9 protein-coding genes are annotated in these 16,784 nt (G+C 59.6%); all 9 read left to right on the forward strand.

Annotated elements, in window-relative coordinates:
- Nucleotides 1-4: 4 nt before the first annotated feature.
- The 9 genes from mscK (at nt 5) to NA647_RS07920 (ending at nt 16,749) form a co-directional block, all read left to right on the forward strand.
- Entirely contained in the window at nt 5-3,301 is a 3,297-nt protein-coding gene (gene mscK, locus NA647_RS07880) for a mechanosensitive channel MscK (RefSeq protein ID WP_256057181.1), read from the forward strand.
- Nucleotides 3,302-3,372: 71 nt separating this feature from the next.
- Complete coding sequence (gene selO, locus NA647_RS07885) at nt 3,373-4,833, forward strand: protein adenylyltransferase SelO (protein ID WP_256057182.1); 1,461 nt, start codon at nt 3,373-3,375, stop codon at nt 4,831-4,833.
- Between the two features lie 284 nt (nt 4,834-5,117).
- Complete coding sequence (locus NA647_RS07890) at nt 5,118-5,636, forward strand: Hcp family type VI secretion system effector (RefSeq protein ID WP_003284174.1); 519 nt, start codon at nt 5,118-5,120, stop codon at nt 5,634-5,636.
- A 190-nt stretch (nt 5,637-5,826) separates the two neighbouring features.
- On the forward strand, nt 5,827-7,950 hold the full coding sequence (gene tssI / locus NA647_RS07895; RefSeq protein ID WP_256057183.1) for a type VI secretion system tip protein TssI/VgrG: 2,124 nt from the start codon (nt 5,827-5,829) through the stop codon (nt 7,948-7,950).
- Nucleotides 7,940-8,830, forward strand: coding sequence for a DUF4123 domain-containing protein (locus tag NA647_RS07900; protein WP_256057184.1), 891 nt, complete (start codon nt 7,940-7,942; stop codon nt 8,828-8,830). Before tssI ends, NA647_RS07900 begins: the two co-directional genes overlap by 11 nt.
- On the forward strand, nt 8,827-12,330 hold the full coding sequence (locus NA647_RS07905) for a toxin VasX (RefSeq protein WP_256057185.1): 3,504 nt from the start codon (nt 8,827-8,829) through the stop codon (nt 12,328-12,330). Before NA647_RS07900 ends, NA647_RS07905 begins: the two co-directional genes overlap by 4 nt.
- Nucleotides 12,330-13,475 (forward strand): hypothetical protein, encoded by a 1,146-nt coding sequence (locus NA647_RS07910; RefSeq protein ID WP_256057186.1) that lies wholly within the window; start codon nt 12,330-12,332, stop codon nt 13,473-13,475. The genes NA647_RS07905 and NA647_RS07910 overlap by 1 nt, the downstream gene beginning before the upstream one ends.
- A 202-nt stretch (nt 13,476-13,677) precedes the next feature.
- Nucleotides 13,678-15,549, forward strand: a complete 1,872-nt coding sequence (locus NA647_RS07915; RefSeq protein WP_256057187.1) for a di-heme-cytochrome C peroxidase — start codon at nt 13,678-13,680, stop codon at nt 15,547-15,549.
- Nucleotides 15,550-15,600: 51 nt separating this feature from the next.
- A complete protein-coding gene (locus NA647_RS07920; RefSeq protein ID WP_256057188.1) occupies nt 15,601-16,749 on the forward strand; it encodes a catalase family protein in 1,149 nt (382 codons plus the stop codon).
- Nucleotides 16,750-16,784: the final 35 nt, after the last annotated feature.

Raw genomic sequence — 16,784 nt, forward strand, 5'->3', positions numbered from 1 at the left:
ACCCATGGCCTCATTGCGTAACTTGCTGCTGGCGACACTGCTCCTTATCGCCCCGCCCCTTCTCCACGCCGCCCCGACCATCCCAGGGCTGACGGGCAATCAGAGCGCCGGGGAAGAGGCGAAACCCGCGCAACCGAGCAACGATGAACGCGCCAGCCGGTTCGCCGACCAAGCGAGTCAGGCGCAGCAGCGGCTGACCGAACTCAAGGCCGAGCTAGCCGGCGCGCCAAAGGAAATTGCCGAGGCGCAACGTGAGCTGAGCAAGCTCAAGGGCAGCGACACCAGCGAACTGGCGTCAAAGCTGGCTAAGCAGAGCGTCCCCGCACTCGAACAGCGACTGACCGAACGCGTCGATGAACTCTCGGCTTGGCAGGCGGCCCTGACGTCGGCCAATAGCATGATCATCAGCTCGCAGACGCGCCCGGAGCGCGCCCAGGCCGACATCAGCAAATCTCAGACGCGCATCGACGAGATCAACAACCTCCTCAAGACGGGCCGTGAGAGCGGCAAACCCTTGACGGAAGAGCGTCGTGAACTGCTCAACGCGGAGAAAACCGCGCTCAACGCTCAGATCGAATTGCGTCGCAACGAGTTGGCCAGCAACAGCTTGCTGCAGGATCTGGGCGTTGCCCGCCGCGACCTGCTGTCCGAGCGCATCACGCGCGCCGAGCAGGAAACCATGGCGCTGCAGACCGCGATCAACAACAAACGCCGCGAGGAATCGGAGCAAACCGTCGCCGAATTCTCGCTGAAGGCCGAGAAAGCCGGCTCGGACAAACTGTTACCGGCCGAGAGTGCAGAGAACCGCAAACTTTCGGGTTATCTGCTACGCGCCACCGAGCGTCTCAACGACCTGACCCAGGAAAATCTACAGACTCGCCAGCAGCTCGATACGCTCAATCAGGCCGATCAGGCGCTGGAAGAGCAGATCGCCGTGCTCGAAGGCAGCCTATTGCTGTCGAAGGTTCTCTACCAGCAAAAGCAGGCACTGCCGCAGCTGAGCCTGAACAAGAACCTGGCGGATGAAATCGCCGATATCCGCCTTTATCAATTCGAGCTGAATCAGCGCCGCGAGCTCAGCGGTAACGTCGAGGCGTACGTCGAACAACAGCTCGCCAGCCAGCCTCCCGACGAGGTAACGCCGGAGCTGCGCAGCGCGCTGCTGGAGCTCGTGCGCACCCGTGGAGAGCTGCTCGATCGTCTCAATCACGCGCTCAACGCGCTACTGAGCGAATCGATCACGCTGCAGCTGAATCAGCGCCAGCTTCAAACCAAGGCCCAAGCGCTGAGCGAAACACTGGACGAGCAGATGTTCTGGATTCCGAGCAATAGGCCGCTGGATCTGGACTGGCTCAAAAACATACCGACGCTGCTCGACCGGCAGTTGCGCGCGATGCCCTGGGGCTCCGCGTTCGAGGCGCTCGGTGCCGGGCTGTTGGAACGGCCATTGTTCTTCGTGCCACTGCTGCTGGTGATCGGCGCGCTGCTGTGGCGCCGCAATGCCATAAACGCCAAGCTCGACTCGCTCAGTGCGGACATCGGTCACTTCCGCAACGACAGTCAGCTGCATACACCGCTGGCGCTGATGCTGAACCTTCTATTGGCGCTGCCCGGTGCGCTGTTTCTGGCGCTGTGTGGGTACCTGCTACAGATGGACGGACGAGGACAGAACATAAGCCTCGGCGCCGCTTTTTATCAGATGGCGCAGGCCTGGCTGGTGTTCTATAGCGCCTATCGCATGCTGTCGCCCAACCGTGTTGCCGAAACGCATTTCGGCTGGTTCCAGCCGCAGGTGGCCTTTCTGCGCAATGAGATCCGCCGGCTGGGGCTGGTGGTCATGGCACTGGTGGCGGTGGTGGCAATCGCCGAACATCAGCCAGGAAGCCTGGTAGATGACGTGATCGGCATCGTGGTCGTCATCACCTGCTACGCACTGATGAGCTGGAGACTGACGCGCCTGCTGCTCAAAGGACCGTCAAGCCAGAACGCACCGCCGGTCCGCCGCTTCATCGGCCTGCTGTTCAGCATGCTGCCATTGGCGCTGATCGTGGTGGTGGGCCTGGGGTATTACTACACCGCACTGAAATTAACCGGCCGGCTGATCGACACGCTCTATCTCCTGCTGGCCTGGGTCGTTATCGAGGCAGCGCTGATCCGTGGTCTTACGGTGGCTGCGCGGCGTCTGGCATACAAGCGCGCGGTCGCCAGGCGAGAAGCGAATCCCGATGAATCGACCATGCCCCACGAAGAGGCAGCAGAGCCCGGCCTGGCAATCGACCAGGTTAACCAACAATCCCTGCGCCTGACCCGGCTGGCCATGTTCGGCCTGTTCTTCGTCGTGCTGTATTGGGTCTGGGCCGACCTTATCAGCGTGGTGTCGTATCTCGATAACGTCACCTTGTATGAATTCACCAGCGGCAGCGGCGAGACCGTCACCACTTCCGCCATAACGCTCAACAACCTGCTCGGCGCAATGGCCACGGTTGTCATAACCATCGCGCTGGCGCGAAATCTGCCAGGGCTTCTCGAGGTCCTGGTGCTGTCCCGAATGCGCCTCGCGCAGGGCAGCGCCTACGCCACCGGCACCTTGCTTTCGTACACGCTGGTCGGCATAGGCATCGTCACGACGCTTTCGACGCTTGGCGTGAGCTGGGACAAGCTGCAGTGGCTGGTCGCTGCCCTGTCGGTGGGGCTGGGTTTCGGCCTGCAGGAGATCTTTGCCAACTTCGTTTCGGGCCTCATCATTCTGTTCGAGAAACCGGTACGCATCGGCGACGTGGTGACCATCGGCAACCTGTCCGGGACCGTCAGCCGCATTCGCATTCGGGCGACGACCATCACCGATTTCGACAACAAGGAAATCATCGTCCCGAACAAGACCTTCGTGACCGACCAGCTGGTCAACTGGTCGCTCAACGACACCGTCACCCGAGTCACCATTCGCATCGGCGTACAGTTCGGCTCCGATCTGGAAGTGGTTCGCAGCCTGTTGTTCCAGGCGGCCCGAGAGAATCCTCGCGTGCTAAAGGAGCCCGAGCCGCAGGTGTTCTTTCTCAACTTTGGCGAGAGCCGGCTGGAGCATGAACTGCGCCTGCACGTGCGCGACCTCGCCGACCGCAACCCGGTAATCGACGAGATAAACCGGTGGCTCGATCAGGAATTCCGCACGCGCGGAATCGTCATCGCCTTCCGGCAGCTGGATGTACACCTGAAAAACCCGCCGCTGGAAATCCGGCGGGTCGATAAGGACGAAAATCTCATCGACACACCTGCCAGCGGTCAGCCTCGAGGAACGCCCTGACAGACGCGACCTCCAAATTCATATGCGCTCGCCCGGCGGGCGCTATCTTTCAAGACAGCGCCGGAGCCACCGTGAAAACCCTCACCGAGCTGCATTTCGATAACAGCTTCGCCCGACTCGGCGACGTATTCTCCACCAAGGTGACGCCCCAGCCCCTGGCCGAACCGCGCCTGGTGGTGGCCAGCGAGGCAGCAATGAGGCTGCTCGATCTCGACCCGGCGTTGGCGGACGATCCGCTGTTTACCGAGCTGTTTTCCGGCCACAAGCTCTGGAGCACCGCCGAGCCGAGGGCGATGGTCTATTCCGGTCATCAATTCGGCAGCTACAACCCGCAGCTAGGCGACGGTCGCGGTTTATTGCTGGGCGAGGTGGTCAACGATGCCGGCGAGCATTGGGACTTGCATCTCAAGGGCGCCGGCCTTACGCCTTACTCGCGGATGGGTGACGGCCGCGCCGTGCTGCGTTCCTCGATCCGGGAATTCCTGGCCAGCGAGCATCTGCATGCGCTGGGCATTCCCAGCTCACGCGCGCTGTGCGTGACCGGCTCGGATACGCCGGTCTATCGCGAGCGTCAGGAGCGCGGCGCGATGCTGCTGCGCCTGGCGCCCAGCCATGTACGCTTCGGCCATTTCGAATTTTTCTACTACACCAAGCAGCACGACGAACTGAAGAAGCTGCTCGATCACGTCGTCGAATCTCACTTCGCCGATTGCCTGGAACATCCGGAGCCCTACCACTCATTCTTCCGCGAGGTGCTGCAGCGCACCGCCGAGCTGATCGCCCGCTGGCAGGCCTATGGTTTCTGCCACGGCGTAATGAACACCGACAACATGTCGATCTTGGGCATCACCTTCGATTTCGGTCCCTACGCTTTTCTCGATGACTTCGATGCGCGCTTCATCTGCAACCATTCCGACCACACCGGCCGTTATTCCTACGAGAATCAGGTGCCCATCGCGCACTGGAATCTCGCCGCGCTGGCCCAGGCGCTGACGCCCTTCATCGCCATCGAGCAGCTACGCGAGACGATGGACCTGTTCCTGCCGATCTACGAAGCTGCCTGGCTCGACCTGATGCGCCAGCGGCTGGGCCTGCAGACCGCTGACGACAGCGACAAAGAGTTGGTGCAGCGCCTGCTGCAGCTGATGCAGGGCAGCGCTATCGATTACACAAACTTCTTCCGCGAACTCGGCGAGAGCCCAGCGGAGCAGGCCCTGGCTCGCCTACGCGAGGATTTCATCGATATCAAATCGTTCGACGAGTGGGCCGCGAGCTATCGCAAGCGCACCGAGAGCGAGGGCAGCGCCCAGCAGGCGCGGCGGACGCGCATGCGCGCGGTCAATCCCAAATACATCTTGCGCAATTACTTGGCCCAGCAGGCAATCGAGGCTGCGGAAGCTGGCGACTACGGTCCGGTGCGTGAGCTGCATGCGGTGCTCAGCCGCCCCTTCGATGAGCAACCGGGTATGGAGCACTACGCCAAGCGCCCGCCGGAATGGGGCAAGCATCTGGAAATCAGCTGCTCGTCGTGAGCAATGGCGTTGCGCAATATGCTGCGCAGAACTTCGCTCACCACCCTGATCCCCTCGGCCTCGCGGCCCGTAAACGCTGGGCTGGGGCGCATCTGTGCCAAACCTTGCACAGCGCCGGCAGGAAGTTGCTCAACTTAGTGTGAGCAGCCCCGCAGATCAGATCGAGCGCTTGCGATGTGCATCCAGTAACCCGTTGATATGTAAGGATTTTCATCAACCTGGCACGCGACTTGTACTTCTCTGCCTGCCATTCCGGCATTCAACAAAGGCAAAGGAGAGCACTCATGCCAACACCCGCGTATCTGTCCCTCGAAGGCACCAAGCAAGGCCTGATCACCGCAGGCACTTTCACCGAGGACTCGGTCGGCAATATCTTCCAGGAAGGACATGAAGACCAGATCCTGGTGCAGGCTTTCCAGCACCAGGTCATCATTCCGCGCGATCCGCAGTCCGGTCAGCCCACCGGCCAGCGTGTACACAAGCCGCTGATGATCACCAAGGTGTTCGACAAGTCGTCGCCGCTGATCTTCAACGCCCTGACCTCCGGCGAGCGCCTGAACAAGTGCCGCCTGGAGTGGTACCGCACCTCCTCCACCGGTACCCAAGAGCATTACTACACCATCGAACTGGAAGACGCGGTGATCGTCGACGTGCAGTCGCGCATGCCCAACTGCCAAGACCCGAACATGTCCCACTTCACCCATCTGGAAGACGTGTACTTCACCTACCGCAAGATCGTCTGGACCCACGAAGTCTCCGGCACTTCCGGCTCTGACGACTGGCGCACCCCAATCGCTGGCTAACGCGATCGCGGCAAAGCAGGCTTCGGTCGGGCGCACCCCGGCTGAAGCCTTTTTGCGAAACAGTAGCGGAAATTCGGACCGCGGCGTCGCAATGCGCGACTCAGCGCACCGCAATGCCGCCAGCGCGTGGTACATCAAGCCCCCGCATGCGCCCTGGCGCACACCATGGACGGATCCAGGAGGAACAAGGATGTTCGCCCCCGCCAACCAGAAGCACTTTTACCTACACATCGAAGGCATCGAGCATGACCTTCAAGTGCTTGAGTTCAGCGGCCGAGAAGCCATCAGCCAGCCCTACCGCTTCGAACTGGAGCTGGTCAGCGAGCGGCCCGACTTGGATCTGGAAAGCCTGTTGCACCAATCCGCGTTTCTGGCATTCACAGCGGATGGCGCCGGCATCCACGGCCAGATCCACCGCGCCGCACAGGGCGAATCAGGCAAACGCCTGACTCGCTATCGGTTGGTCATCGTTCCGAAGCTCGCCTATCTGGCGCACCGGACCAACCAGCGAATCTTTCAGCACCTCTCGGTACCGCAGATCATCGCTCTGGTGTTGGAAGAGCACGGCATTTTCGCTGCCGACGGCCACCGTTTCGACCTTGGCCCAGTGATTTACCCTGAGCGTGACTACTGCGTTCAGTACGACGAAACCGACTTGCACTTCATCCAGCGCCTGTGTGAGGAAGAAGGCATTCACTACCACTTTCGGCACAGCGAAGCCGGCCACATGCTGGTGTTCGGTGATGACCAGACGGTGTTCCCGAAACTTGCACCGGTCGCTTACCAGCAGGACAGCGGACTGGTTGCTGACGCGCCGGTCATCAAACGCTTCGGCGTGCGCATCGAGACCCGCACCGGCCGCGTCACCCGCCGCGATTACGACTTCGAAAAGCCCCGTCTGATGCTGGAAGCCGGCGTTCGAAGCGACGCCCAGCCTGACCTGGAGGATTACGACTATCCCGGCCGCTTCGTCGATCGCGAGCGCGGCAAGCAACTGTCTCAGCGTGTTCTGGAACGGCACCGCCACGATTTCGAACTGGCCGACGGCGAAAGCGATCAGCCGCTGTTGGTCAGTGGTCACTTCCTCCCGCTCAGCGAGCACCCGCGTAGTGACTGGAATCAGCTGTGGCTACTCACCGAAGTATTTCATGAGGGCAAGCAACCGCAAGTACTGGAGGAGTCAACCACCGACGCGTCACGCCCGCACGCACCAACCCCCTCTCCCCTCGGGGGAGAGGGCTGGGGTGAGGGGCTAGGGAGCATTGCCCAACGTTTCGGAGCAGACGCCTTCACTCAAGGCTACCGCAACCACTTCACCGCCACGCCCTGGGCCGTCCCCTTCCGCCCAGCGCTCAAACATCCAAAGTCCCGCATTCTTGGCAGCCAGAGCGCAGTCGTCACCGGCCCCGCCGGCGAGGAAATTCACTGCGACCAATACGGTCGTGTAAAAGTCCAGTTTCACTGGGATCGCGAGGGCCAAGCCGATGACAAGACGAGCTGTTGGCTGCGTGTATCTTCCAGCTGGGCTGGCGACCGCTACGGCGGCATCGCTATCCCTCGGGTCGGAATGGAAGTGCTGGTCACCTTCCTCGAAGGCGACCCCGACCAGCCGCTGATCACCGGCTGCCTGTACCACAAGGAAAACGCCGTCCCCTACGACCTCCCAGCGAACAAGACACGCAGCCTGTTCAAGACCCTCAGCTCGCCGGGGGGCGACGGGTACAACGAATTGCGCATCGAAGATCGCAAGGGGCAGGAGCAAATCTACATCCATGCCCAGCGCGACTGGGACCAGAACATCAGGCACGACCAGAAGATCCGCGTCGGCCACGAACGCCACGACACCGTCGAGGCCAATAGCCACAGCGAATTCAAGGCCGAAGAACACCGCACCACCCACGGCGACCGCCGCAGCGAAGTAAAAGCCAACGACCATCTAACCGTCGGCAACAACCAGCACGTGAAAATCGGCACCGGCCAGTTCGTCGAGGCGGGTCAGGAAATCCATCTTTCCAGCGGCCTGAAAGTTGTCCTCGAAGCCGGCAGCGAACTTACCTTCAAAGCCAGCGGTAGCTTCGTGAAACTCGATGCGAGCGGCATCACCATGGTTGGGCCGGTGATCAAGATGAACTCGGGGGGAAGTCCGGGCGCAGGCTCAGGCGCGGCGCCGGTATTGCCGGGCGCGGTGAAGCTAGCGGATGCGGATAAGGCAGGTGAGTTGCTTATTCAGGCGCAGAAACAGGCGTTGACGCGCAAGCAACCACTTTGCCTCATCTGCGAGGCCGCCAAGCTGGAGGCCGCAGATGTCAACTAACGATTTGCGTCAACTGCCAGCAGCCCTGCCCTGGGACGCCTCCGCCTACCTGCTGCTGGACGGCATCAGTGTCGATGGCCTGGCGCAACGGCTCTATGAGTGGTCCGAATCGCCCGATTTCGACGTGCTCTACCTGGATACACCCTGGGCTCAGCTGAGTGATGTCTCGCCCTGCCTGATTCGTCTGAACGGGCAGCAAGACCCCGCGTTGGCCGCGTTTGTGCAAAACAGCCACGACGAATGGGGCTACCTGCTGTTCAGTCGTGCCAGCCGAGATGAGGTGTTGAACCACCTGCGCTGGCTGGTAGCCGTGCGCCACCCACAAGGCGAGGCGATGCTGCTACGGCTGGCTGACCCGGCGGTGATGCAGGCGCTACTTGAGCCCACCCAGCGCGACGCAGATGCCACGCTATGGGGCCCCATCGAACAGATCGTTGCCGCCGACCGCACGCAGAACAGCTGGCATCAGCTTCAACGCCCAGGCTCGGCAGCAGTCCCCCGCCATGATCGGCCCTATCGGCTATCCGACGCGCAATTGGAGAGGCTCGGCGAGGTGGCGTTTCGCGGCATCCTTATCCGCCTAGACCAGCACCTGTGCGAGTACTTTCCCCATTACCAACAGGCCCTAAGCCCGCCAGAGCGCTGGCAGCACCTACGGATGCTGGCGGAACAGGCCTATGCCCAGGGCTTTAATAGCGAACAGGACATCACTCTCTACGCCAACATCTTCGGCCTGTTGGGTGACGACGCCCTGCAGGCGCATGCCGACATTGCCGAATTGCTGACGCAAAAGTCTTCACGTACGCCTTCCCAACGTATCGAACAGGCGGCGGATCTGGCCTACACCCGCGCCCAGTCAGCGCAAAGGATTTTCTCATGAGCAGCAAGAACCCCAACCACGCTGACAAAGCCAAAAGCGACGCCAAGAGCCCAATCGGCGCCTGCCCGCACATGAAGAACAAGGTGCAGTTACTACCCTTGCGCTATGGCCTGGTAGAACGCCTGGATCCATCGGCCGAGCTGAGCATGCCTTACTCACTTAAATCGCGGCCATTGGGTATTCGGTTGATTCGCGATGGCTGGTTGTATGTGATCGTCAGCAAGCAGCCTAAAGCCATTCTGCATGAGTACCGCATTGCCAAGGGTGTTATTACCCAACTGCTGTGGAACAAGGCCGAGGTCATTGCCGACAAGCGGGAGACCAGCGTCGGCGCAGCCCAACTGATTTTCTCCCGTAATGATCCGCTGCATGTGGCCTACTCCCAGGTGCAGTGGACTGCCGCAAAATGCGCTCAAGTGCTCAACAGCCCAAGAGAGCGTAATCACTTCATGCAAGCCGTTGACCTCAGCCGGGTGGATTGTGAGAAAGGTGCCGCCGACCTTTTGACCACTCACCAAGCCACTAAGTGGCTTGCCGAAATAGCGGAAAAGCCAGCCGCAACAAGCGCTAGCCAAGGAGTGAACCCCGAAGAGGTAAAGGATTACGCGTGGGAGCAACCATCCCTGTACCAGCAAATCCAGCTGGGCATGCTGAAGAAAAACCTGAATCCTCAGTACGAAAACGATCACCTCTACTTGGTGGTGCGTGACGACATCGGTGTGCTGAGCGATTTGGCCAACGCTCAGAATAAAGTTGTGGGCTGGCTTGAGGACTGGGCCAAAGGCGGTGCGCAGGAAAACGCCAACGAGCGGGACTATTTGCTGGCCTGCTATATCGAGTCGTTGTCACAGGTAACCGGGCGGGACTTGGAGGAAATTGCCAAGGCCTCCGATGACCCGGCCATACAGGCGATGCTTAATGATCTGGAGCGCTTGCCTGAGCCTGAGCGCGATACCAGCCGTCAGGCAGTGCTCGACTACCTCAACCAGGGCAGCAACACCACTCGCGTCCCCGGACCCAGCGACCCTAATCAGCCCGCCGAGCTGAAGGCGCAATTGGACGCGATCCGGCAAAAGGCCAACAAAACCAATGCCTTTGCCATTGCCGATGAACTCAATACAACCACCCAGCGTTACTACGCCAAACAAAGCCTGGCAGCGGCTAACTCGGGCTTTGCCGATAAACATCTCGACACCCTGATAAAACTCAAGAAGCAGCAGAACAAACGGGTCAAAGCCGTTCTAGAAGGTGCAAAGTTTGGCCAGCGTGGCATTAACGAGCTGATCGACCGCCCTGCCATGGATGCCTTTCTGGCGACCCATCGGACTAGCTTGTCACGCTGGAATGCGCTGCTGGAGCGCATCACGGACGACCGTGTAGCCTTGATCACAAACAATCGCTTTCATCTGGCCGCCTGGTATTACGACGCCCAGCAGGCCGAGCAGGTTGGTCTGGCATTCAGTGCCCAATATGCCTGTTTCAAGGACATATGCCGCAGCGATAAGGCTATAGCCGATATCCATGCCTGGTTGGAGAAGCAGCCTCATTACGACCGCCCCCTGTTTTACAGCCTGCCGCTGAGCGGCCAAACCGAGCTGATCGGTCACCTCAGCAACATTATCAATGCTGGCTATAACCTGTTTACCAAGCTGAAAGAGTTGATCGAGAAGCTTCGTACCATCGAAGCCAATCATCTGCCCGCCCTGGACCAATTGCCGGAGAATGTTCGCGTACTCGGCGAGAGCGCCCACCAGACCCTGAACCCGGCATTGGCTTATGGCATGTCCAAAGCCCTCGATGGCTCTTTCCAAAACAGCGTCAGTAAACAACTGCCGACACTCGACGAACTCTTCCGTAAGTTGCCCAAGGCCTTGCCTGCTCGGCTTCTGGACGCGGCGCGAATAGAGGGCGTGACCTTTACCGTCGCCAGTCCGGATGAATTAGCAGCCCTGCGGGGCACCATCGGCGATGTACTGCGTGAACGCACCGAATTGTCGCGCCTCAACCGCGAGCGCGAGCACGTCAAACGCAATAGCGGCCACAAGTCAGCCAGAGCGCAACAGTTACTGGCCGAAATACGCCATGTGCGCAATAACCTGACCATGCTGGAACAACGCCTGGCCCAGGGCCTTAGCCCTATCGCCGCGCTGCCAGATAACTCGCTGCGGGTGGCCGGTGCCGCGCCGCTACGTGCCGGTATTACGGTGGTATTCCCCGCCGCCCAACAACAAGAAGTCGGGCGTGTGCTCAAAAGCGTGCGCCAGGGTTATACCCATGCCTCAACTAAGGGCGTACTGGGCGATGGGGCCGGCTTGCTGGTCTTTGTGGCGCAGGCAATTAACTTGGTGCAGGTGTGGCGGGAAACACTGGGGCAGGCTGACGAAGACAAGCAAAAGACGGCGCTTAGGAGTGCCGCACTTTCGACTGGAGCAGCAGGCTTTATGGCTGCGCAGTCCATTGCCGATACCGCGCTAACGGCTCGCAGCACTCAGTTGGTTAAGAGCCTGCAACTACATGCCTTAGAAGGTGTGCATGCGCAAATGGGCAAGCTGCATATGGGGTTGGGTATTTTGGGGTATGGCTTTGGTTTTTTTGCATCCCTTCTCAGTTTGAATAGCCGACAAGCCGAGTGGAGTGAGGCGGTACGTCAGGGTAATAAACAGGCTCAGTCGGGCGCAGCACTTAGCATGGTCGGGGCTGCCGGTATGGTTGGCAGCAACGCCTATGGCTTTGGCCTTACCCTCAAAACAGGCTATGACGTTTGGCGGGGCGCTTCTTGGGCAACCGCAGGCACACGCCTGTCCATGGTGTTTTTCCGCTTCAATCTATTGGGCGCGGCGTTTACCCTGCTCGAACTGGGCGGTAGCTGGTGGTACAACCACCACAATATCAGCCGGCATGATGCCTGGTTGCTTAGCACGCCGTGGAGCAATGACCCTGAGCAGCGCCAGGCGCTACCCCTGGCCAGCTATCAGGGGCGCCTGCAGGCCATTGCCCAGAGCCCTATTGCTGAGGTTAGCCATCAAGGCCATGGCAGTTGGATGCGGGATATATTCAGTGCACCCAAGGCCATCAATATCACCCTAAGCCTACCCAGTTTGTGCGAAGGCGAGCTGCAGGCCCCGCTGGGCGGGCAGTCGCCCGTGCGTTTGGCTGTTGCGGCCTATCAGATCAGCACAACGGGGGGCCGGGTGCGCTATGTAAGTTGGCAGCCGGTGAGTGAGTGGGTGTTCGACAGCTTGCAACTGCTCCAGGCCGCCCCGCTAAAGTTACAACTGACACCTCCCCCCGCAACTGAGGGCGTGGCCATCAGGGAGCTGCTGCTGGCCCTGCGTATCGAAACGCGCAATGCGCAAGGCCAGTATCAGGCGATACACCATATGATTCGCCTGCAACCCGATAATGAAGACAGCTACGCAACCAGCGAGCAAACGCCTCGTGGTGCTCAGGCCGCCTGGCTGACTCTGGACCCGCTTCTTTTACCCGCCACAGGCCCGTAATGACCCTGCTCGACAGCAATTCCGCCCAGTTTCTAAAGCAGCACCCCAAAGCGGGCGATATTCAGCCCTTTCCTTCCGGGCAGATCACCTACCTGGCACCGCTGCCTCTACCCACCCAGCATCCGGCCCAGGATTACAGTCATGCCGTGGGCGAGGTGAATGACACCTATCTAGACTTTGGTACGGGGCTTCCGCAGGTATTTGGCTGGCAAATGTTGTTGGGTGGCCCTTTTACCCTCTTCGTAATGATCACTTACTTGCTGCCCTTAATATCGGCTTGTGGCGCTCTATTGGTAGGAGGGACGCTTGATGATGCAAAAGATTTTTTCTATGGCACATATGAGGGGTTTCGTTATTTAGGCCCTTTTGGGTCCATTTTTCTACTCATGCTGAGCTTTTTCGTTTGGTTCCAGACTCGCAGCAAAGCCAGCCATATAAGGCCCACCCGTTTTAACCGTCAGCGCCGTGAAGTGTGCTTTGTCCCCATTGGCGATCGTGATCCGATTATCGTGCCCTGGGAGTCGCTTTCCGCCTGGGTGATCCAGGCTCAGGGCGTCACCCAGTACGGCGTGCAGCGCCAATACGCCATGGGCGTGGGTTTTCATCATGCACCCAGCGGGCGGGACTGTACCCTGGAGTTTCCCTGTGCCGGCCTGCCCCTGGCCATCAGCAACTGGGAGGCCATTCGCGCCTATATGGAGTATGAGGTGCATAGCCTCAAGGACATTCAGGACCCGCTGGAACTGCAAGGGCCGGATGACCCGCCCCACGAAGGCCTGCACACCTTCCGCAATGCCCGTCAGCGCTTGCACCGCCGCTTCCGCGAGGGCGATGTGGGTGTATTCGGCGTTCTCGGTTGGTACCTCTACCATGTGATGACGCTCTGGACGCTGCCCAACTACATGACCGAGTGGGATATCCGCAGCATCAAGCGCAAAAGCCGCGCCGCCCTGCCGCGCACCATGCAGGAATGGTCCAAACCCCTGCCTCCGGAGCAATGGGCCAAACCCAGCGCCGAGTTACAGCGCCTTAGCCAGCAGGTAAAAGCCCTGCACACACAACAGCCACAAAAACCGATTACCGCGATTTTTGCTGAAGTGCTGCGCACATCGCCAACCAAGAGCAATACCCGGAAACCGGCATGACCCTGCCCGACAGCAATGCTACCCAGTTTCTCAAGCAGCAACCCAAGGCAGGCGATACCCAACCCTTTCCTTCCGGGCAAATCGCCTACCTGGCCATATTTCGTGCCCAAACATAAGAACGTTACGGACGGCCTGGCATATTGCTATTAAGCCAAGAGATTGGCATAAAGCGCGACTGCCTTGACTACATGGATGTTCACCCATGCAACTGCTCCGCCGCGCCCTGCTCGGGCTTTTATTCCTAGTCGCCTTGTTCGCGGGCATTGGCGCGTATTTTGTTGCCTACCCCAACCTGCCCGCTTACCAACAGCCCGAGCAGCTGCATTATCTGAACCAGTGGAGCGAGGCAGATCGGCAGACTTTCTACTACACGCCGCAAGGCACACAAGTTAAGGGCTTAAGGTACGAATGGTTCCAGGCGCTTGAAAAACCATTCGGACGAGGAAAGCTCGCAGCGCCGGACTATCTGGCCAGGTTCGGTTTTCTTGTGGACCCGCAGCAGCAACCCTCCACACGCAATCCGGCCAACCTTCCCGTTGGCTTTGCGCGACACGAAGACAGCGAAACCGGTATCGCCTATCTCGATATAAGTTGTGCAGCCTGTCATACCGGTGAGCTGCGCCACCGTGGCCAGGCCATACGTATCGATGGCGGAGCGGCACTACACTCGCTTGCCTCGACGGTACCCACATTGCGTGGTGGGGCGTTCGGCCAGGCGCTGGGAATGAGCATGGCCGCAACTTACTACAATCCGCTCAAATTCAAACGGTTCGCGCTGGAAGTCTTGGGCGATAACTATGCAAGCGACCGCGAACAGCTGCGTATCGACTTCAAGCGGGTGCTGGATCGGTTGCTCAGCACAGCTTTCAACGACTGGCATCGAGGCCTGTATCCAACAGAAGAGGGTTTCGGTCGTACCGATGCATTCGGACGTATCGCCAATACTGTGTTTGGCGATGCAATCGATGCGGATAACTATCGGGTCGCCAACGCACCGGTTAGCTATCCGCAGGTATGGGATATCTGGAAGTTCGACTGGGTTCAGTGGAACGGCTCAGCCATGCAGCCAATGGCGCGCAATATCGGCGAAGCATTAGGCGTAGGCGCGCCACTGCGTCTGCTGCATGAAGATGGCAGCCCATTCATGCTCGACGAGCGCTACCCATCGGGCGTTCGCGTGCACGACCTCGATAGGTTGGAGCAGACGCTCAAACGCCTGCAGCCGCCGCGCTGGCCTGAGGAAGTGCTGGGCAAGGTCGATATCGAAAAGGCCAGTCTCGGCCGCGCACTGTTCGAGGAAAATTGCGCTTATTGTCACGCAGCCGATCCCAAGCCTGTGAAGGAGCGCTTTGCTGCAAGCAGAGCCCCTGAATGGCGCATGCGGATCGTACCGACCGAGGTCATCGGTACTGACCCCACCACCGCTGACAATATTGCCGACCATCGTTTCGATGTCAGCCGATTAGGCTGGACGCAACACGAGCTGAAAGAACTGAATGTTCGGCTCTTTGACGCCTCACCAGCAGAGCTGGACCTGCAAAACATATCCAGCGCAAAAGGGCTGGCTTACATCACGGCCTACGTCGAACAACGAGCCTACCGCGACGCTGGCGTCCATCCGGACGAGCGCGCACGCCTGGATGGTTTCGGACTGCCTATCGGCGTTCAGGAGATACGCGGCTATAAAGCCCGCCCCCTTGATGGCATCTGGGCTACACCGCCGTTTCTTCACAACGGCTCGGTTGCGAACCTGTTCGAATTATTGTCGCCAGTGGCCGAACGGCAAAAGCAATTCTGGGTAGGCACCTTCGAATACGACACCGAGCGTCTCGGCTTTGAAACCGGCGCCTTTCCCGGCGGCTTTTTGCTCGATACGTCTATTACCGGCAATGGCAACCAGGGCCATGAGTTTCGCGCTGGTTGCCGCGAGCAGGGCGTTATAGGGCGCGCTCTGCTACCTCATGAGCGCTGGGCGCTGCTCGAGTATTTAAAAGTGTTGGGCGACGATCGGTTCGAGTCGCAGCTGCAACATTTGCCAGCCAAACCATGGACACCGGGCCCCAACTGCGGGTAACGCCACACACCGCAGCGCTGCTCATACTGGAACGGTCAAAGGGACTTCACCATGCTCAAAAAAATCTGGCTCTGTCTGGGTAGCTGGCTCGGCAAAATCCTATTGCTGGCTCTGGCCGTAGGCCTTGGCGGCTGGCTGATTGGCAGTCTGTTCTATGGCTGGAAATTCTCCGGGCCAGTGTCACGCGAGGAACAGGTGCCCATCACCGAAAAGGCTGACACGCAGGCCATCATTGCTGATGCGATCCGTGTCGTCGAGCAGCACCGGGACAACACTCGGGTGCTGCGCGACGCGCATGCCAAGGCCCACGGTTGCCTCAAGGCGGAAGTTTCCATTCGCAGCGACATCGACAGCGATCTGCGCCATGGCGTCTTCAGCCAACCCGGACATAGCTGGCAGGCTTGGGTAAGGCTTTCCAACGGCAATGCTTACCCTCAGTTCGACCGTGTCCGTGATGCGCGAGGCATGGCGATAAAGCTGCTCGAGGTACCGGGAACGAAATTGACAGCGAACCCGGCTCACGCCTTCGAGCAAGATTTCGTCATGTTCAATCACCCGGCATTCTTCGTCCGTGACGTAGCCGAATACCGGAGCAATTTCGCTGCCCAGGCCGAGGGTAAGAAAGCGCTGGCGTTCTTCCCCGGTTGGGATCCTCGCCAATGGGAAATCCGCCATCTGATCATTGCGCTGAAAACCCTGTCGCAGGCGCCCGACAGTCCGGTAGCGACGACTTACAACTCGGTGGCGCCATTCAAGCTTGGGCCGCTGAACATCAAGTACCGCTTGATACCTGCTCCGGAGAACTGCCCCGCTTACCAATTACCGGAACAGAATCGCGACCTGCCTAACTTCTTGCGCAACGCACTCTATCAACAACTTTCACTCGACCGGACGCCCGCATGCTTCACGTTGCAGGTACAACGTCAGAACGCCGATTTCTACATGCCCATCGAGGATCCCAGCGTCGAGTGGGACGAGTCGATCTCCGCTTTCGAGCCTGTCGCGGATATTCGCCTTCTCGCCCAGGACTTCGACAGTCCGGGGCAGAACATCGATTGTGACAACCTGTCCTTCAATCCTTGGCATTCACTTCCTGAGCATCGCCCAATCGGCGGCATCAACCGCCTGAGAAAAGCGGTGTACGAAGCCATCAGTGCTTACCGCTTGGACCGCAACGGCGCGTTGCGAACGGACCACTAGTACTGCAGCGTGGAGTCAAATCGGCGCGAGGCCGC

It is taken from the genome of Stutzerimonas stutzeri (assembly GCF_024448985.1).
GTDB lineage: Bacteria > Pseudomonadota > Gammaproteobacteria > Pseudomonadales > Pseudomonadaceae > Stutzerimonas > Stutzerimonas stutzeri_AP.